Origin of the sequence: Pseudomonas sp. G(2018) (genome assembly GCF_005502415.1) — a bacterium.
GTDB lineage: Bacteria > Pseudomonadota > Gammaproteobacteria > Pseudomonadales > Pseudomonadaceae > Aquipseudomonas.
On sequence record NZ_SCOO01000013.1, the window covers coordinates 1 to 17995 of the forward strand.

Here is a 17995-nt window from a genome sequence, read left to right on the forward strand (position 1 = left end):
CGAGCAGCATCCGCACAGCGCTTTGAACTATCGCTCGCCGAGGGAATTCAGGCGTTTGGCAGCAGCATCAATTTAACAGGGAGTTGGTGTCCGGTTTTGTAGGGGCAAGTCCAGGTAGTAGCTAATTGATGCTGTAGTTTTCCGCTTTTCATCAACTCTTAAGTACGAGGTAGCTATGACGCTACGCAAGGCAATGACTTTATCGGTGGGTCTTCTATTTGTAGGCTTGATAGGTAGTTTGACTGTGTTTTTGGCAAAGTGCCTATGGCTGAGTCTCTCAGAAGGTAACTGGATAGTTGCGCGCTACATTGAAAATGATTTCCGGCGTGCTGTTGATTTTGGAGTCATGGCGGTTCTGCCTGGCTTAATCGCAATGACTGTCACTGGATGTTGGTTCTTGATTCACCGTTTCAACGATCCGACTTAATTTCATGGTTGTCGAGCTGGAAGTCCTCGTGAGTCACCCTGAGCACGACCTGCTCCATTTTTATCGCGTTCCTACGTGAAATCTGAGCGACTAACTGGGGCTTGGCATTGCTGCTTGCGCGTAGGAGTGTATCTATCCATTCTTATTCCATGGTTATTTGATTGCTGCTGTAAAAACCGCCTCTCTGTAATCGGCGTGATGACACGCTCGACTTCCTACCCATGTCGTTTGATGGGGTGATGTTCGCGGTGATTGTGGAGCAGTTGGCGGGCTTGGAAAAACCCTCACTGTATGTGGTTGTAGAAAAACCCTCACTGTTGCGACAGGCGCCCGCTTGTCGATCAACCAACATGAGGGCCAGCCATGACCACTTTCACCGCAACCGCTCATTTTCAAGCGTGGGCAGCGCAACGCCGAGCCGACCCGAATTTACCCGCTGACGCCGCAATGGCTGCTGCCGGTGTTCGACGAATCCGGGCAGAGATTCGAGAAAACCATCAAACCGCTAACAGCTTCGTTGTGAAGCCAAATGGGCTGCGTCGAGGACGACCTCCGCTATCTACTGCGAATCCTGTAGCTCATATCATTCAATTGATCAGCTCCAATCGACCGCAGTGGTTGGACGATATTGTGTATGGCTCAGTTGCGACAGCAGTTGGTTCTAATAAAGGTCAACTTCGAGTTCGCTCGGGAGACGTTTTGGCCGCTCTGCACCTTGAAATTATTGTAGTCAAAACAATACAGCAGTCAGGAATGTCGAATCGAACGGCGCAAGAAATCACAAAAGCGGCTCGACATGCCGTTCACGGAATCGAGAGCTATTTAAATCGACACTCGGCCAAGCTGAAGGAATTGGCTGCTGCGGCTGACTTGGTAGCCGAACTGGCGCACCAATCCGATTTAACGCGGGGAGTTATAGGAAAGGCGGAATAGCGGAACTTTCAGAATGTCTGTCTGGGAGTCAAGTAATATTTGCGGTTCAATGATGGTTGCTCTTGATGGGGAGAGCAGTTCGATCAGCTTATCGTTGCCCAGAAGTACGACTTTATATAAGGGAGGGGTGGCATAAGCAATCAATAGCGATAAGTCCATCAAAGACAAATTCATTGTCCGCAGGGTATCGGCAGTGGCCTTTGAGTTAGACCTGAAGACGCTTAAACATTTAGTCAGTTCGCCAATGGGTGTCGAAAATCTATTGAATATGCTCGCGTGGTCGTCAAGACATGTTGGGGCACGAAGGAAGGAATGACACAAGGTATAGACCCTCACTATTGAGAGCAACCCACTTCGATATAGGAGACCCAACCATGACTACCCACATTCCAATGCCTTCCCTGACCGATCTTCAAGCCACCTATGCGATTGATCCAGCGAGCCCCTCGGGCTTGTCCCGTATCACAACTTCCCGAGGCCCTAATGGAAAAGTTGGCCCTGTCGTTAGCATAGGCACGGACGGCTATTACCGTATGCAGTTCAAACACCAGTTCTATAGGACCAATCGAGTAATCTACTTTATGCATTCCGGGAGCGATCCTGCTGAACTTGTTGTCGATCACATCGACGGAAATAAGTTGAACAACAGTGTGGAGAACCTTCGAACGTGTACCGTTCAAGAAAATCTATGGAACGCCAAACGAAGGAGTAATAAGTCTGATGGTCTCCCGAAAGGAATTATGAGGTACGGCATCAGCTATGCAGTAAAAGTAAGTATTGGTGGCGACGGGCCGATTATCAAAATTTTCGATAGCCTTAGCGTTGCCATTCAATATGTCGATCAAATCCGCAAGCAATATCATGGAGAGTTCGCAAGGAATAGCTAAGTTCGCGTATGGGTATTTCTGCGACATCGATAGGAAGTGCAGAAGTCCTTACTATTGCGGCAGGCATACCCGCTCGTCACTCAGCCAGCAATAGAAGGGCCAGACGATGCCCTACGATTTCAAATCGACTCCACACCACCAGCTATGAACTGACTTCCAAGACCCAAGCCGGCGAAGTTCTTGCGATCCGAAAGGTGTCCATAAAGAAACACTCAATCATCACAGACGTAGGTACCTACAGCCTTAGTCGAACAGCGGTTCTATGTCTCGTAGCCGAAGCTGTAGCCTGATATTCCAATTTTGCCCATCCTCACCCGAATGGATGCGGCGATGACAATTAGGGCAAATAGCTCCAACCCATGCTGGATGGTCTGGGCCTTCGTCTGCAAGGCGGTGGGTATGGTGAGGTTCGAGGTAGGGGGTGCCGTCTTTCTTTTTGAAGGGGGCAGGCTTATCGCAGGCTTCACACTTACCGTTCGCCCTGGCTATTACATAGCGCTTCACGGCTTCACTTCGCTTGAACCACGACCGTTTTACTTCTGCCGGGTCGGTTTGGAGTGGCGGCTCATTGGCAGCAGCGTATGCGGCCGCTTTCAGAGTTGTAATGCTCGGAGTAGTAGACGGGGCGGATTGATCAGGGGCCTGATAAGGTGATTCAGAATGAGCTTCTGTGGAGACCGGCATCAAGTTAAACACAATGGCCTGACGGCTTTTGTTTTCCTTGTCTGGGCGTGTTACGAATGTCCAAGAAGCGCACTCGAAAACACCTTCGTAGCGGACTCCTTTGCCTTTCCCCAGGTCTTTGAAAAGCATCAAATCATTGCCATTTGCTCTGTGGTCGCGAATTGCTTTGTTGCCCCCGGTGAATGTCATGGTGCCGCTTTGACCTTCGCCGGTGTACATAAAAACGCCATCAACCCAATCGTCGTGGTATCCATAGACTTTCCCGCTCTCACCAGAGAACAAGAAAACGACCGGGAAATTCTTAGGAGTCCAGATACCAGCCTGGAGTTGACCTCCATACGCGGCTCGAAGGTCCTTTCTAAAGTAGGTGGATCCTCGAGACAAGAATAGAGCGGGGTGTGGAGTTTGAATTACAGAAAATCCGAGTTGAGCAAAGCACTTAACGACTGTTTTTTCTCCTCCGGAAAACTCTGAAGGTTTGAGTGGCGTGCCGTGCTGCTTTCCGTATGCAACGCCTGCGATCGCTTTTGAGTCGTAAATACGGCCCTCAAATTGAAGAATGTAGCTTCTTGAAGGCTTGTAGCCGTAGCTCTTCAGAAAAGACTCTCGACCCTTCGATTCAAATTCCTGAATGGCTGCTAATACGGCGTCACGAGACGTTAGGTCGTTCAACGATTTACTCAAGGAGATTTCCCTCTGAACTTTTGTGGCCGATAGTGTAGTCGTCTACTGCGCGGTCCCGCGATGGGGCATTCACAAAAAAGTCGGTAGGTCGCCCCAACGGGAATCCAACGGAAACATCAGGCACATCGGGTTTTTCTTTGAGTGCTGGTCTGTTTCGGGACGTGGGTTAAGGGCACAATCCTGCGATCTGAGTATTTTTACAGAGGTTGATGATGGCGGCCACTTACGAGCAATGCGCGGTTTTGTTTTTGGATGTCCTTGGATTTAAACGTCTAATAAATGAACGCCGCGAGGATTTGATAGAGGATGCCCTGACTATCACCTCAAGGCAGTACCAGTCCAATTATAAGGTGTCAGCATTCTCAGACAATATGGTCGTTTCTATTGCGTTTCGCCATGGGCATGAGTTGGCGGAGTTGATTCAGTTTGCCAGCTCTCTTACCTTGCACCTCCTTCATGTGGGGATCTTATCGCGCGGTGGTATTGCGGTTGGGGAATTACGTCACCAAGGCAGTATTGTTTATGGCCCTGCGTTAGTTGAGGCGCACCGACTCGAAAGCCAAGTTGCCAACTACCCTCGTATCGTCTTGGCTCACGATGCAGTAGCAAAATCGCTGGTCGAAGGGGGGAACCCGCAAGGGTGCGAAGAGTTCATTCGTGGCTTCCTACGCACAGACTCCGATGGGTTGGAACATGTGAACATAATGGACCACAAGGCATTGATGCCTTTTCACATCATGCTTCCTGTTGAGGCGCAAGGACCCGGAGTGATTTGTTTTAAAGCGCTGATAGCAGCGAAGGTAAAAGCAGTTAGGCATGCACTTGCTAATAATCCTGCAATTGACCACCGCTCTATCTCCAAGCACGAATGGTTGAAGAATTATGCTGATAGTTACGAGGTTTTTTATACCCAGGCGTAATATCAATCCGCGAAACAAGCTATAGATCGTCGGGGGCTTGAGATTTTTGGAAAAGCCTGAGCCTGGCACAAGTTGTTGAGCTAATGATCCGCTCGCGATGGAGCGCAAAGAATCTTGGCGTCAGTACAACTCGCTGGACTACCCAGACAGCCTAAGTGGTCTGGGTGACTGTCCGGTTGGCCTTCTGGCTGTGGGTGCGCAGGTCAAATGCAATGGGTCCAGAATGCGAAAATGCAGAAAATTTCCGAGCCCTCATCCCATCAATCATTCTCGCGCAGATTCCCCCGCTACGCCCTGGCGCAGATTCGCAGTCCGATGCCTGCTTGGGGTCCTTAACGTGCTTGTATGCGCCACTGTAAGAACCCTTTCGACTGTCACAAATTCTGTATCAAACCCTGTCACAACCCGTTGCCAAGCGCCTGCTGACCTCGTTACGATGGACCTACCTTTCTTCCTCCTGACACTCAGTCCGTAAACCGCAGTTCCCGCGTCTGGCCCAACAACAACGGCCCATTTAGCTCCGTCACCTCCCTGATGTAATCCCACAACAGGGTGATCCGCTTGAGCTTGCGCAGGTCTTCGCGGCAGTACATCCAGAACTGTCGCGTGATGTTGATTTCTTCCGGCAACACCGGCAGCAAACGTGGGTCCTGGGCGGCGAGGAAGCAGGGCAGGATCGCCAGGGATCGCCCTTGCTGCGCCGCCACGAACTGGGCAATCACGCTGGTACTGCGCAAATTGGCGCTGGCGCCGGGCAAGACGTTGGCCAGGTACAGCAGCTCCGAGCTGAACGCCAGGTCGTCGACATAACTGATGAATGAATGCTTACCCAGATCGGCCGGGCGGCGGATGGCCGGGTGTTTGTCCAGGTATTCCTGGGTCGCGTACAGCTGCAAGCGGTAATCGCAGAGCTTGCAGCAGACGTACGGTCCGTGCTCCGGGCGTTCCAGGGCGATGACGATGTCCGCTTCGCGCTTGGACAGGCTGATGAAGTGCGGCAGGGGCAGGATGTCCACCGAGATCGCCGGGTAGGCGTCGACGAAGTGGCTCAACTGCGGGGTGATGAAGAAGCTGCCGAACCCTTCGGTGCAGCCCATGCGCACATGACCGGACAGCGCCACGCCGGAGCCCGAGACCTGCTCGCAGGCCATGTGCAGCGTACTTTCGATCGATTCGGCGTAACCCAGCAGCCGTTGGCCTTCGGCGGTCAGGACAAAACCGCTGGTCCGGGATTTCTCGAACAATAACGTGCCCAATGATGCTTCCAGCGAACTGATGCGCCGCGACACGGTGGTGTAGTCGACCGCCAGGCGCTTGGCAGCGGTGCTGGCCTTGCGGGTCCGGGCGACTTCGAGGAAAAACTTGAGGTCATCCCAGTTCAACGAGCCTAACGACGTGATGTTTTTTTGCATGTTGGACCGGCTTTTATGTGCGTTCTTATCAGATGTTTGCACATCTATACTCCAAAAACAGCCCGACAACCAATTCGCGGCATACGCCTCCTCAAGGCGACTTTCTCGCCTTGGCTCCCCTGATAGCTCTCTTCAACAAGAATAACGTCCAGGAGACCCACATGAACGCATCGCTTACGCCTAACGAAACGACCGTACAAAAGGTCAAGCTGTTGATTGACGGTGAGTGGGTCGAATCCAAGACCACCGAATGGCACGACATCATCAACCCGGCGACCCAGCAAGTGCTGGCCAAAGTGCCGTTCGCCACCGCTGAGGAAGTGGACGCAGCGATCAGTGCGGCCCATCGCGCCTTCCAAACCTGGAAGCTGACCCCGATCGGCGCGCGGATGCGCATCATGCTCAAGCTCCAGGCGCTGATTCGCGAGCATTCCAAACGTATCGCCGCGGTCCTGAGCGCAGAGCAGGGCAAAACCATTGCCGACGCAGAAGGCGACATTTTCCGTGGTCTGGAAGTGGTCGAACACGCGTGTTCCATCGGCAGCCTGCAAATGGGCGAGTTCGCTGAAAACGTCGCCGGCGGTGTTGATACTTACACCTTGCGCCAGCCGATCGGTGTGTGCGCCGGCATCACCCCGTTCAACTTCCCGGCGATGATCCCGCTGTGGATGTTCCCGATGGCCATCGCCTGCGGCAACACCTTTGTACTCAAGCCTTCCGAACAGGACCCGATGTCGACCATGCTGCTGGTGGAACTGGCCATCGAAGCCGGCATTCCGGCAGGCGTGCTCAACGTTGTGCATGGCGGCAAGGACGTGGTGGACGGGCTCTGCACCCACAAAGACATCAAGGCTGTTTCCTTCGTCGGTTCGACCGCGGTCGGTACTCACGTCTACGACCTGGCCGGCAAGCACGGCAAGCGCGTGCAATCGATGATGGGCGCCAAGAACCACGCCGTGGTGCTGCCGGATGCCAATCGAGAACAGGCGCTGAATGCGCTGGTGGGTGCCGGCTTCGGCGCGGCCGGGCAGCGCTGCATGGCCACGTCTGTGGTGGTGTTGGTGGGCGCGGCCAAGCAATGGCTGCCGGACCTGAAGGCGCTGGCGCAGAAACTCAAGGTCAATGCCGGCAGCGAGCCGGGTACCGATGTGGGGCCGGTGATCTCGAAAAAAGCCAAGGCGCGGATTCTCGATCTGATCGAAAGCGGCATCAAGGAAGGCGCCAAGCTGGAACTGGATGGTCGCGAGATCTCGGTACCTGGTTACGAAAAGGGTAACTTTGTCGGCCCGACCCTGTTCTCCGGCGTGACCACTGACATGCAGATCTACACCCAGGAAATCTTCGGCCCGGTGCTGGTGGTTCTGGAAGTCGCCACCCTCGACGAGGCCATTGCCCTGGTCAACGCCAACCCGTTCGGCAACGGCACGGGCCTGTTCACCCAGAGTGGTGCAGCGGCGCGCAAATTCCAGACCGAGATCGACGTTGGCCAGGTCGGCATCAACATTCCGATTCCAGTACCGGTCCCGTTCTTCAGCTTCACCGGTTCCCGTGGTTCCAAGCTCGGCGACCTCGGTCCGTATGGCAAGCAAGTGGTGCAGTTCTACACTCAGACCAAGACCGTCACCAGCCGCTGGTTTGACGATGACAGCGTCAACGACGGTGTGAACACCACCATCAACTTGCGTTAAGGAGCCGGACATGAAAATCGCTTTTATCGGTCTCGGCAACATGGGCGCGCCGATGGCGCGCAACCTGATCAAGGCTGGCCATTCATTGCGCCTGGTCGATCTGAACAAAGCCGTGTTGGCAGAGCTGGAACAACTGGGCGGCAGCATCAGTGCGTCGGCCCGGGAAGCGGCACAGGGCGCGGAACTGGTGATCACCATGCTGCCGGCTGCCGTGCATGTGCGCAGTGTCTGGCTCGGTGAGGATGGTGTGCTCGCCGGTATCGGCAAGGGTGTGCCGGCGGTGGATTGCAGCACCATCGACCCACAGACCGCCCGTGACGTGGCCGCTGCTGCGGCCAAGCAGGGTGTGGCCATGGCCGATGCGCCGGTTTCCGGTGGCACCGGTGGTGCGGCGGCCGGGACGCTGACCTTCATGGTCGGCGGGACGGCGGATTTGTTCGCCACTCTGCAACCGGTGCTGGCGCAGATGGGGCGCAACATCGTCCACTGCGGTGAAGTCGGCACCGGGCAGATCGCGAAGATCTGCAACAACCTGCTGTTGGGGATTTCCATGGTCGGCGTCAGCGAGGCCATGGCCTTGGGCGACGCGTTGGGTATCGACACCAAAGTGCTGGCCGGCATCATCAACAGCTCCACCGGGCGTTGCTGGAGTTCGGAGATGTACAACCCGTGGCCTGGCATCGTCGAAACGGCGCCAGCCTCGCGTGGCTATACCGGCGGCTTCGGTGCGGAATTGATGCTCAAGGATCTGGGGCTGGCCACGGAAGCGGCACGTCAGGCGCATCAGCCGGTGGTGCTTGGTGCGGTGGCCCAGCAGTTGTATCAGGCGATGAGCCTGCGTGGGGAAGGCGGGAATGACTTCTCTGCGATCATCAACAGCTATCGCAAACCGCAGTAACGGACGGCTGCGACAAGTTGGGTTTGAGTTAGAAATCTGTGGGAGCAAGCAGGCTCGCTCCCACAGATACAGCATGTGCGCATCGATATTTACCGGGAAATCACGTCGGGTGATTTCCCGGTTTTTTATGCGTGAAAAGGATCATGGCCAGGTTCGATCACGCATTCGCACGCTGGCAAAGGTCGATTCATTTCTTGCCTGGTCCAGCGCTGTCAGCGGCCGAGTCGATGCCTGCTGAGCAATGACAGGGACCGCTGGCTTGCGACTCATTTCCGAGCCGGCACGCTCATCGCTCGGTGGAACGCCGAAGTACTCGCGATAGCATTTGGAAAAGTGCGGCGTGGACACGAAACCGCAGACCGTCGCCAGTTCAATGAGCGACATTGACGTTTGCTTGAGCAATTGCCGAGCCCGGATCAGACGCAATCTGAGGTAGTAACGTGATGGCGTGCAGTTCAGGTATTTCTGGAATAGCCGCTCCAACTGTCGATGTGACAGATCCACAAGGGTGAATTGATCCAGTAGTAGAAAACCGACGCATCGGGTCGGTTTGCCGTCCAGCAGGGGGGACTTTGATCACATCGTGGTCGTGTCCTCACGAAGAGCGATGACGGCCAGAGGCACGGTAGCGTCGAGCGCCGTGCCTCTGGTGTGCGCAACCGGTTTTTCTCTTGCGTTATCCCACGGACGTCGCCCTTGCAGGCTGTGCAGGGTGACGCGACGTGACCAGGCCGATAAAGGAAATCGCCAGTGCCAGGCCAATGGTCGTCGACACTTCGGTACGGTGTTGCGGGGAGATCATCATCACGGCCAGCGCAGCGCAAATGAACGCGATCACCAGCCACGTCAGCCATGGAAATAACCACATGCGAAAGGCCAGCTCGACGTTCTGTCGACGCAGCATCCGGCGCATGCGCAACTGCGATACCGCGATGGCCAGGTACACCAGCAAGGCAATCGCGCCGGAGCTGGCCAGCAGGAACTCAAACAACCCGGCGGGCATGAAGTAGCTCCAGACGGTAATCGCCGCCCCCAACACCGTACTGGCGATGACCGCCGCCCGTGGCACGCCTTCGGAGGAGGTCGCCTTCAGCGCTTTCGGCGCATCGCCACGACGCCCCAGTGAGTACAGCATGCGCGAGGCGATATAGATCGAAGAGTTCATGCAGCTGGCCACGGCGATCAGCACGACCACATCCACCATGAACTTGGCGTGGGGGATGTTCATGATTTCCAGCGCTCGCTGGTAGGAACCTACCTCGGCCAGCAGTGGATCGTTCCAGGGCACCACGGAGATGACCACGAAAATCGACAACAGATAAAACACGCCGATGCGCCAGATCACCGAACGCGTGGCCTTGGCAATGTTCTGCGACGGGTTGTCGGATTCGGCGGCGGCGATGGTCACCGCCTCGGTACCGATGAAGCTGAACATGATGGTGATGAAGGCGCCCACGACCGCCGACAGGCCATTGGGCGCGAACCCGCCGTGTTCGGCCATCAGGCCGCTCAAGCCGCTGACTTCCCGATCGGGAATCCAACCCATCAACACCGCGAAACCCACGCCGATGAAACCAATGATTGCCACGACCTTGGCCATGGCGAACCAGAATTCGAATTCGCCGTACTTGGAGACACTGAACAGATTGGTGATCACCAACGCAATGATCGATAGCAGGGCGAACAGCCACGCATCGAGCTGGGGAAACCACTGGTTCAGCACATGGCCTGCGGCCAGCGCTTCGATAGGGATCACCAGCACCCAGAACCACCAATACAGCCAACCGATAGTGAAGCCCGCCCAGCGGCCGATGGCCTGGTCGGCATAGGTGGAAAACGAACCGGTATCGGGATTGGCCACAGCCATTTCACCGAGCATGCGCATGACCAGAACGACCAGCAGACCCGAGAACAGATAGGCCAGCAATACGGCCGGGCCAGCGGCCGCAATGGCATGCCCCGAACCTACGAACAAACCGGCGCCGATAATCCCGGCGATAGACAACATGGTGACGTGACGAGGCTTGAAGCCCTGCGCCAATTGGCCACTGGAATCCTTGGAGGTCGGGCTAATCATTATTTTTTTTCTCTGGTGAACGACATTTGAGCGTGCTGATGGGGGTCGTGATTGTGACGGTTGCCGGATGCCCTTTCTGAACGCTGCGCCCTCCAGACGCTGTCGTTTTGGTCAAACCCATCATCGCGATGTGGTTATATCGGTGAAAAGCAGCACCACCTTACCCGGCTTGTCCGGCGCTCCCGTTACCTGATCGCGCCACCTCCGTATCTGAAATCGACACGGGCAAGCTTTGCGTTCGTGATGAAAACCAGTGGGTCACGGAGTGGCAGAAAGCAATCACTTGGTTTTCGAGCATTCTGCCGATGTCGCGGCGAAGCGTCTAGCGCGGGTATTTTGAGCGTGGGTTGGGGGTTCGGGAGGGGGGCGAGTGCGTTTATGGAGGGCGTATTGCGCAACGAGTCGTTACTTGGGTAACGACTCGTTGTGGGTGTCGCTTTTGTAATCGGGTGTCGTTTTGCGCAGGGATCAGGCAAACACAAAATACTTGCGAACGGTTTCCACCACTTCCCAGGTGCCTTTCATCCCCGGTTCGATGACGAAAATGTCACCGGCACGCAGGTGGATTGGCTCTTTGCCTTCCGGGGTGATGATGCAGTAGCCCTCGCGGAAATCGCAGTATTCCCACTTCACGTATTCCACGTACCACTTGCCCGGCGTGCAGATCCAGGTGCCCATGATCTTGCTGCCGTCTTCGCTGGTGTAGGCGTTGAGGTTGACGGTGTGCGGGTCGCCTTCGAGTTTTTCCCATTTGCAGGCGTCGAGTACGGGCAGCGGGTGGGTGTCGCGAAGTACGGTAATCGGTGCGTTTGCGGTCATGATGACTCCGGGCGTTGGAGAGAACTGAAGGCGCATCCTGACGGGCTTGGCGCTGTCCGAGTTGTCTGTACTCGACATTGAGGTATCCAGAAGCGCTCGGTGATCTGTGCACCCCATGAAAAACGCCCCGGCATTCATCGAATGCCGGGGCGTTTTATTGGGCAGGGTTACTGAGCCACTGGCAGGTTTCGATGCCTGGCCATGCGCAACCGGTAGCAACCGTAGATCACCAACACCCACACCGGCATCGCGTACACCGAGGCGCGTACTGGCGGAATCATCCAGATGACGAAGATGATCACGGCCATGAACGCCAGGCACAGGTAGTTGGTGTACGGCGACCAGAAGGCCTTGAAGCCTGGCACGATGCCGCGTTGACCCATGGCCTTGCGGAACCTCAGGTGCGTCAGGCTGATCAGCGCCCAGTTGATCATCAGGGACGCGACTACCAGGGCGAACAGCAGCTCAAGCGCTTCCTGCGGCGCGACGTAGTTGACCAGCACGGCCAGCATGGTGATCAGCGCCGATACTCCCAGTGCCAGTAACGGCACGCCCTGCTTGTTCAGTTTCATCAATACCTTGGGCGCATCGCCTTGTTCGGCCAGGCCGTAGAGCATGCGGCTGTTGCAGTAGACGCCGCTGTTGTAGACCGACAGCGCCGCGGTGAGCACTACGAAGTTGAGGATTTGTGCGGCCGTGTCGCTGCCGATCAGGGCGAAAATCTGTACGAACGGGCTGCCGCTGTAGGCATCGCCCGACGCGCCCAGTGTCTGCAGCAGTTGGTCCCACGGATACAGCGACAGCAGCACGGTCAGCGCGCCGACGTAAAAGATCAGCACCCGGTAAACCACTTGGTTGATGGCCTTGGGAATGACCTTGCGCGGCTCGCTGGCTTCAGCAGCGGTGATGCCGACCAGCTCCAGGCCGCCGAAGGAGAACATGATGAACGCCATCGCCATGAGCAGGCCGCTGTAGCCATTGGGGAAGAACCCGCCGTGGTCCCACAGGTTGCTCACCGAGGCTTGCGGGCCGCCGGTGCCGCTGATCAGCAGGTAGCAACCCAGGACGATCATGCCGATGATGGCCACGACCTTGATGATCGCGAACCAGAATTCCATTTCACCGAAGACTTTGACGTTCAGCGTATTGATCAGGTTGACCAGCACGAAGAACACCGCGGCGCTGACCCAGGTCGGCACCTCCGGCCACCAGAACTGCACGTACTTGCCGACGGCGGTCAGCTCGGCCATGCCCACCAGCACATAAAGTACCCAGTAGTTCCAGCCGGACAGGAAACCGGCGAAACCGCCCCAGTAGTTGTGGGCAAAGTGACTGAAGGAGCCGGCCACCGGCTCTTCAACAATCATTTCGCCGAGCTGGCGCATGATCAGAAATGCGATAAACCCGGCAATCGCGTAGCCGAGGATCATCGACGGTCCAGCGGACTTGAGTACCCCGGCGGAGCCCAGGAACAGTCCTGTACCAATGGCTCCACCCAAGGCGATCAGCTGAATATGACGATTTTTCAGCCCCCGCTTGAGCGTCCCCTGTTGCAAGATTTCATCCGCCATCTGGTTCCCTTCTGGTTGTTGTGGCCAGGCCTGATTTCAAAGGGCGAATATTACTCCGGGTCACCTCTTCGTTATACAGCCATGTGTAGGGCCAAACGGTGATTTTCAAGGATTTTCACGGCGGTTTGCGCTACGCAACACTTCGAACAAGGCTCTGGTATAGCCGGGCAAATGCTCGAATGAGCGTGCGCACAGCAACAGTTTTCGCTGCGCCCATGGCTCCTTCAGCGCGAAGCTTTTCAGCGGTTGAGCCACGGTCCAGCGCTGGAGGGCCGCCAGCGGCACAATTCCCAGTCCGGCACCGTGCGCGACCATGCGCATCACCGCGTCGAAGCCTTCGGCACGGATACGGATTTGCATGCGCATCCCTGTGTGCAAAGCCTGCTCTTCCAGGTACACCGCCAAGGCGCTGTTGGCGGTCAGGCCGACGTAGTGGTGCAGCAACGTGTCGCTGAAACTCGGTGGTTCGCTACCCGCCAAGGGATGCCCGGGCGGCATGATCAGCACCAGCGGATCGTCGCGAAAGGGCAGGGTGTCGAGGGTGTGGGTGTCCACCGCATCGGAGACGATTCCCAGGTCCGCAGCGCCTTGGTGCAGAGCGTGGGTGATGCGCGTACTGGGCAGTTCCTGCAAGTCGATGTCGAGGTTGGGGTGATCACGCAGGAAGTCGGCGAGCAACTCCGGCAGGTATTCGGTGATCGCCGTGGTGTTGCACAGCAATCGCACCTGGCCTTTGACGCCGTTGGCGTATTCGGCCAGGTCCTGCTGCATGCGCTCGGCGTGTTGCAGCAGGGTGCGGGCGTGTTGTGCCAGGGCTTTTCCCGCAGGCGTGGGGGTCACTCCGCGGCGGCCGCGCTCCAGAAAATCAATGCCGAGTGACGTTTCCATTGCGCGGATGCGCGCGCTCGCCGCTGCGAGTGACAGATGACTGCGGGCGGCGCCGGCGGTGATGTTGCCGGTGTCGAGGATGTGCAGGAAGAGGCGCAGATCGGTGAGGTCGAAGTGCATCGGTACAACCTTTGAATGTGATGTTGTCTGGGCGGACGCCTTCGCGGGCAAGCCTCAATCCATACTTCAGCCTCTTGTTATGACAGAGGCACCCTCAGTATATGGCAGATTTTCAACCGGCCGATCCGGGCTCACGATAGCCCCATGAATACACTCGCCTCGTTCTACCAAAACCTTGGTCTGACCCTTTCATTGCTGGTCATTGCCACCTTCCTGCTGGCTGGCATGATCAAGGGCGTGATCGGTCTTGGTTTGCCGACCATCGCCATGGGCTTGCTCGGTCTGGCTATGGCGCCGTCGCAGGCAGCCGCATTGCTGATCATCCCGGCGACGCTGACCAACGTCTGGCAACTGGCATTCGGTGGGCATCTGCTCGGGTTGATCAAACGGCTGTGGCCGATGTTGCTGGCGATCTTCATCGGAACGGGGGCGGGCACGCTGTGGATCGGCATGGCCGGAGGGCATTGGGTGGTGCGGGGTTTGGGCGCGGCGTTGTTGCTTTATGCGTTGAGTGGGTTGTTCCTGCCTACCCTGCGCGTCGGCGGACGCAGCGAACCTTGGCTCGGTCCGTTGTGCGGGGTGCTGACGGGCGTGATCACCTCGGCCACCGGCGTGTTCGTGATTCCGGCCGTGCCGTATCTGCAAGCGCTGGGTTTGAGCAAGGATGAGCTGGTGCAGGCGCTGGGGCTGTCATTCACCGTCTCGACCCTGGCCCTGGCTGGCGGACTGTTATGGCGCGGCGCCCTCGGCGGTGGAGAGTTGAGTGCATCGCTGCTGGCGCTGATCCCGGCGGTGCTCGGCATGTGGCTGGGGCAGTGGCTGCGCCAGCGGATCAGCGCCCTGTTGTTCAAGCGTGTGTTCTTCGTTGGCCTGGGATTACTCGGCGGCCATTTGCTGATCAGCGGCTAGCAGCTAGCGGTTATTGGATGGGGGGCTGATCATTTCGATGGCGCGGATCTCGAAGTCCCGTTCCAGGTACTCATCGCGCTGATCAAGAAACTGCTTCATGTGTGGCAGGTTCGAGTGCACGTCCAGGTGGGCCTGGGACTGCCAGATCTCATAGAAGATAAACAGGGTCGGGTCCTGTTTGTCGCGCAGCATGTGGTACTCGATGCAGCCGGGTTCGGCACGGCTCGCTTCCACATGGCGGCTGAAAAACGCTTCGAAGGCATCGGATTTTTCCGGGCGGGTCTTGGCATGCAGGATGAAACCTTGCATTTCACTCATGAAATTGTCTCCTCGGGACAGAACTGGTGCCAAGTCTAAGGCAACAATCGCCTGACGATTCGTGCGTGTAGGTCAAATGAATTTTGCGAAAGGCGCGCTTATTCCGCGCGAAGCCCATCGCTATTCTGCCGCCATCAATTTCTGACCTTCCCGAGACCTACCCATGAAAAAAGTTCTGTTGCTCAATGGCGGCAAAAAATTCGCTCACTCCGACGGTCGCTACAACGCCACCCTGCACGAAGCGGCATTGAGCGTGCTGGATCGTGGCGGCATGGATGTCAAAACCACCTTCATCGACGAGGGCTACGACGTCGCTGAAGAGGTCGCCAAATTCCTCTGGGCCGACGTGATCATTTACCAGATGCCAGGCTGGTGGATGGGCGCGCCGTGGACCGTCAAGAAGTACATCGACGAAGTGTTCACCGAAGGTCACGGCAGTCTCTACGCCAGCGATGGCCGCACCCGTTCCGATGCGTCGCAGAAGTACGGCAGCGGCGGCCTGATTCAGGGCAAGCAGTACATGTTGTCGCTGACTTGGAACGCACCGCAGCAAGCCTTCGATGACCCGACCGACTTCTTCGAAGCCAAGGGCGTGGACGCGGTGTACTTCCCGTTCCACAAGGCCAACGAGTTCCTCGGCATGACTGGCTTGCAGACATTCCTCTGTGTGGATGTGATGAAGCGCCCGAACATCGAGGCCGACGTGGTGCGTTATGAGCAGCATTTGACTGAGGTGTTTGGCCTCAAGGCGTAACGCTCGGCTACTATCGAAAGCCTGAACGTATAGTGATGGGCTATCGATAAGGGGATATACGTGAAAGCCAGATCCGATGAGTTGCAGATCTTCGTCTGCGTAATTGAGTGCGGATCGATTTCCGCGGCGGCCGAGCAGGTCGGGCAAACGCCGTCGGCGGTCAGCCGGACACTGTCGCGGCTGGAGGCCAAGCTCGATACGACGTTGATCAACCGCACCACTCGGCGCATGGACCTCACCGAGGAGGGCAAGTATTTCTTCGAACACGCCAAGTTGATTCTCGATCAGATGGACGAACTCGAAGAGCGCTTGTCCTCCCGCCAGCAGACGCCGTCCGGACGCTTGCGCATCAACGCCGCCTCGCCGTTCATGCTGCACGCCATCGTGCCCTACATCGATGAGTTTCGGCGGCTCTATCCCGATATCCAGCTCGAACTCAACAGCAATGACCTGATCATCGATCTGCTTGAGCAAAGCACCGACATCGCCATCCGTATCGGCACGCTCGCCGATTCGACCCTGCATGCCCGTTCCCTGGGTTGCAGTCCGATTCACATCGTCGCCAGCCCGGCCTACCTGGAAAAACACGGTACGCCGACCGCCGTGGCCGATCTGGCCGAGCATACGCTGCTGGGCTTCACTCAGAACGAAGGGCTCAACCAATGGCCGTTGCGCTACGTGCACGGTGATCGCTGGCCGATCCAGGCGTCGCTTAGCGCCTCCAGCGGCGAGACCATTCGCCACCTGGCGCTGGAAGGCCAGGGCATCGCCAGTCTGTCGCACTACATGACCATCGAAGACATTCGTGCCGGGCGCTTGAAAGTATTGCTGGCAGAGTTCAACAGCGGTTATCGCCAGCCCATCAACGCGGTGTACTACCGTAACTCGCAGTTGGCCCTGCGGATCCAGTGTTTCCTGGATTTCATCCAGGGCAAGTTGGCGCTTTATGCGAGCTCGGATTTCAAGGACTGATTCGTGATCCCTGGGCAAGAGTGAATTGGGTCAGCGGGCATTTTTCACCGGGGATCTCTCCCTGATACTCGTTGCATCAACTTACTCATGCAGGGAGTTACTCCATGAACGTATTCGTTACCGGCGCTGCCGGTTTTATCGGCGGCTCCATCGCCACGGGCCTGATCAAGGCCGGCCACAACGTTACCGGCCTGGTGCGCAACACCGAGCAAGCGGATGAGCTGAAAGCGCTGGGCATCACGCCAGTGATCGGCACGCTGGACGACAGCGCACTACTCACCAAGCAGGCCGGTGCCGCCGACGCCGTGATCAATGCCGCCAGCAGCGACCATCGTGGCGCGGTAGAGGCCCTGCTCAATGCCTTGCGCGGCTCCAACAAAGTATTCCTGCACACCAGCGGTTCGAGCATCGTCGGCGATGCGTCGGGCGGTAAATCCAGTGATGTCATCTACTACGAAGACAACCTGCCGGAGCCGACCGTCGACAAGGCCGCGCGCGTGGCCATCGACAACCTGATCCTCGCCGCGGCGAAGGACGGCGTGAACTCGGCGGTCATCTGCAACGCCCTGATCTACGGCCACAGCCTGGGTGTGAACCGCGACAGCGTGCAATTGCCGCGCTTGCTGAAACAGGCGCGCAAGAGTGGCGTGGTGCGCCATGTCGGTACCGGCCGGAACATCTGGTCCAACGTGCATATCGAAGACGTGGTGTCGCTGTATCTGCTGGCGCTGACCAGGAACATCCCGGGCACGTTTTACTTCGTCGAAAGCGGCGAAGCGTCGTTCATCGACATGACCACGGCCATGGCGCAGGCGCTGAATCTGGGTGAGCCGCAAGACTGGCCGCTGAAAGAGGCCGAAGCCGAGTGGGGCTATGAAATGGCCAACTATGGTTTGGGCTCCAACAGCCGGGTGCGCGGCAAGCATGCGCGGGAATTGTTGGGGTGGGTGCCGAAGCGGACTTCGGTGGTGGAGTGGATTCGCAGCGAGATGATTTGAGTTCGCTTTAGACCGAATCATCGTTCTTCGCGTGGC

Annotated in this window: 17 protein-coding genes and 1 pseudogene; 10 read left to right on the plus strand and 8 right to left on the minus strand. The window is 57.1% G+C overall.

What is annotated here, in order from left to right; genetic code table 11:
* Positions 1-175: 175 nt before the first annotated feature.
* The 3 genes from FFS64_RS14780 (at position 176) to FFS64_RS14790 (ending at position 2247) form a co-directional block, all read left to right on the plus strand.
* The gene (locus FFS64_RS14780; protein ID WP_137805989.1) at positions 176-427 is read left to right on the plus strand and encodes a hypothetical protein; all 252 of its coding nucleotides are present in this window, start codon (positions 176-178) and stop codon (positions 425-427) included.
* Positions 428-790: 363 nt separating this feature from the next.
* A complete protein-coding gene (locus FFS64_RS14785) occupies positions 791-1360 on the plus strand; it encodes a hypothetical protein (RefSeq protein ID WP_137805990.1) in 570 nt (189 codons plus the stop codon).
* A gap of 374 nt (positions 1361-1734) precedes the next feature.
* A complete protein-coding gene (locus FFS64_RS14790; protein ID WP_171017092.1) occupies positions 1735-2247 on the plus strand; it encodes an HNH endonuclease in 513 nt (170 codons plus the stop codon).
* A gap of 243 nt (positions 2248-2490) precedes the next feature.
* Here FFS64_RS14790 and FFS64_RS14795 read toward each other — a convergent pair whose 3' ends face one another.
* Positions 2491-3615 (minus strand): HNH endonuclease signature motif containing protein, encoded by a 1125-nt coding sequence (locus FFS64_RS14795; RefSeq protein WP_137805992.1) that lies wholly within the window; start codon positions 3613-3615, stop codon positions 2491-2493.
* Positions 3616-3827: 212 nt separating this feature from the next.
* Between FFS64_RS14795 and FFS64_RS14800 the strand changes: the two genes are divergently transcribed.
* Positions 3828-4535 carry a hypothetical protein gene (locus FFS64_RS14800; RefSeq protein WP_137805993.1) on the plus strand — a complete coding sequence of 236 codons (708 nt, stop codon included), beginning with the start codon at positions 3828-3830 and terminating at the stop codon, positions 4533-4535.
* Between the two features lie 464 nt (positions 4536-4999).
* Here FFS64_RS14800 and FFS64_RS14805 read toward each other — a convergent pair whose 3' ends face one another.
* Positions 5000-5947, minus strand: coding sequence for a LysR family transcriptional regulator (locus tag FFS64_RS14805; protein WP_137805994.1), 948 nt, complete (start codon positions 5945-5947; stop codon positions 5000-5002).
* A gap of 161 nt (positions 5948-6108) precedes the next feature.
* Here FFS64_RS14805 and FFS64_RS14810 point away from each other — a divergent pair, with 161 nt between their 5' ends.
* Entirely contained in the window at positions 6109-7635 is a 1527-nt protein-coding gene (locus tag FFS64_RS14810; protein WP_095194054.1) for a CoA-acylating methylmalonate-semialdehyde dehydrogenase, read from the plus strand.
* 10 nt (positions 7636-7645) lie between these two features.
* Positions 7646-8533 carry a 3-hydroxyisobutyrate dehydrogenase gene (gene mmsB / locus FFS64_RS14815; RefSeq protein WP_137805995.1) on the plus strand — a complete coding sequence of 296 codons (888 nt, stop codon included), beginning with the start codon at positions 7646-7648 and terminating at the stop codon, positions 8531-8533.
* Between the two features lie 141 nt (positions 8534-8674).
* Here mmsB and FFS64_RS14820 read toward each other — a convergent pair.
* The 5 genes and pseudogenes from FFS64_RS14820 to FFS64_RS14840 form a co-directional block, all read right to left on the minus strand.
* A pseudogene (locus FFS64_RS14820) lies at positions 8675-9031 on the minus strand (helix-turn-helix domain-containing protein); the annotation flags it as partial.
* 178 nt (positions 9032-9209) lie between these two features.
* Entirely contained in the window at positions 9210-10610 is a 1401-nt protein-coding gene (gene gabP / locus FFS64_RS14825; protein ID WP_137805996.1) for a GABA permease, read from the minus strand.
* A 468-nt stretch (positions 10611-11078) separates the two neighbouring features.
* Complete coding sequence (locus FFS64_RS14830) at positions 11079-11429, minus strand: cupin domain-containing protein (RefSeq protein ID WP_077048014.1); 351 nt, start codon at positions 11427-11429, stop codon at positions 11079-11081.
* 167 nt (positions 11430-11596) lie between these two features.
* Positions 11597-13000, minus strand: coding sequence for an amino acid permease (locus tag FFS64_RS14835; protein WP_137805997.1), 1404 nt, complete (start codon positions 12998-13000; stop codon positions 11597-11599).
* 105 nt (positions 13001-13105) lie between these two features.
* Entirely contained in the window at positions 13106-14008 is a 903-nt protein-coding gene (locus FFS64_RS14840) for a LysR substrate-binding domain-containing protein (protein WP_137805998.1), read from the minus strand.
* 144 nt (positions 14009-14152) lie between these two features.
* On the opposite strand from FFS64_RS14840, the gene FFS64_RS14845 reads away from it, so the two are divergent.
* Complete coding sequence (locus FFS64_RS14845) at positions 14153-14917, plus strand: sulfite exporter TauE/SafE family protein (RefSeq protein ID WP_137805999.1); 765 nt, start codon at positions 14153-14155, stop codon at positions 14915-14917.
* A 3-nt stretch (positions 14918-14920) separates the two neighbouring features.
* Here the strand turns inward: FFS64_RS14845 and FFS64_RS14850 are convergent, their stop codons facing one another.
* Positions 14921-15235: a putative quinol monooxygenase gene (locus FFS64_RS14850; protein WP_137806000.1), complete on the minus strand. Its 315-nt coding sequence runs from the start codon at positions 15233-15235 to the stop codon at positions 14921-14923.
* 163 nt (positions 15236-15398) lie between these two features.
* Here FFS64_RS14850 and FFS64_RS14855 point away from each other — a divergent pair, with 163 nt between their 5' ends.
* The 3 genes from FFS64_RS14855 to FFS64_RS14865 all read left to right on the plus strand — a co-directional run bounded on the left by FFS64_RS14855 (position 15399) and on the right by FFS64_RS14865 (position 17959).
* Positions 15399-15989, plus strand: coding sequence for an NAD(P)H-dependent oxidoreductase (locus FFS64_RS14855; protein ID WP_137806001.1), 591 nt, complete (start codon positions 15399-15401; stop codon positions 15987-15989).
* 60 nt (positions 15990-16049) lie between these two features.
* Entirely contained in the window at positions 16050-16961 is a 912-nt protein-coding gene (locus FFS64_RS14860; protein ID WP_137806002.1) for a LysR family transcriptional regulator, read from the plus strand.
* A gap of 104 nt (positions 16962-17065) precedes the next feature.
* Positions 17066-17959: an NAD-dependent epimerase/dehydratase family protein gene (locus tag FFS64_RS14865; RefSeq protein WP_137806003.1), complete on the plus strand. Its 894-nt coding sequence runs from the start codon at positions 17066-17068 to the stop codon at positions 17957-17959.
* The last annotated feature ends 36 nt before the right edge of the window (positions 17960-17995 follow it).

Excerpts from the sequence above, each read along its gene's own strand:
- FFS64_RS14780 (WP_137805989.1), top strand. The coding sequence starts at position 176 with ATGACGCTACGCAAGGCAATGACTTTATCGGTGGGTCTTCTATTTGTA.
- FFS64_RS14785 (WP_137805990.1), top strand. The coding sequence starts at position 791 with ATGACCACTTTCACCGCAACCGCTCATTTTCAAGCGTGGGCAGCGCAA.
- FFS64_RS14790 (WP_171017092.1), top strand. The coding sequence starts at position 1,735 with ATGACTACCCACATTCCAATGCCTTCCCTGACCGATCTTCAAGCCACC.
- FFS64_RS14800 (WP_137805993.1), top strand. The coding sequence starts at position 3,828 with ATGGCGGCCACTTACGAGCAATGCGCGGTTTTGTTTTTGGATGTCCTT.
- FFS64_RS14805 (WP_137805994.1), bottom strand. The coding sequence starts at position 5,947 with ATGCAAAAAAACATCACGTCGTTAGGCTCGTTGAACTGGGATGACCTC.
- FFS64_RS14810 (WP_095194054.1), top strand. The coding sequence starts at position 6,109 with ATGAACGCATCGCTTACGCCTAACGAAACGACCGTACAAAAGGTCAAG.
- mmsB (WP_137805995.1), top strand. The coding sequence starts at position 7,646 with ATGAAAATCGCTTTTATCGGTCTCGGCAACATGGGCGCGCCGATGGCG.
- gabP (WP_137805996.1), bottom strand. The coding sequence starts at position 10,610 with ATGATTAGCCCGACCTCCAAGGATTCCAGTGGCCAATTGGCGCAGGGC.
- FFS64_RS14830 (WP_077048014.1), bottom strand. The coding sequence starts at position 11,429 with ATGACCGCAAACGCACCGATTACCGTACTTCGCGACACCCACCCGCTG.
- FFS64_RS14835 (WP_137805997.1), bottom strand. The coding sequence starts at position 13,000 with ATGGCGGATGAAATCTTGCAACAGGGGACGCTCAAGCGGGGGCTGAAA.
- FFS64_RS14840 (WP_137805998.1), bottom strand. The coding sequence starts at position 14,008 with ATGCACTTCGACCTCACCGATCTGCGCCTCTTCCTGCACATCCTCGAC.
- FFS64_RS14845 (WP_137805999.1), top strand. The coding sequence starts at position 14,153 with ATGAATACACTCGCCTCGTTCTACCAAAACCTTGGTCTGACCCTTTCA.
- FFS64_RS14850 (WP_137806000.1), bottom strand. The coding sequence starts at position 15,235 with ATGAGTGAAATGCAAGGTTTCATCCTGCATGCCAAGACCCGCCCGGAA.
- FFS64_RS14855 (WP_137806001.1), top strand. The coding sequence starts at position 15,399 with ATGAAAAAAGTTCTGTTGCTCAATGGCGGCAAAAAATTCGCTCACTCC.
- FFS64_RS14865 (WP_137806003.1), top strand. The coding sequence starts at position 17,066 with ATGAACGTATTCGTTACCGGCGCTGCCGGTTTTATCGGCGGCTCCATC.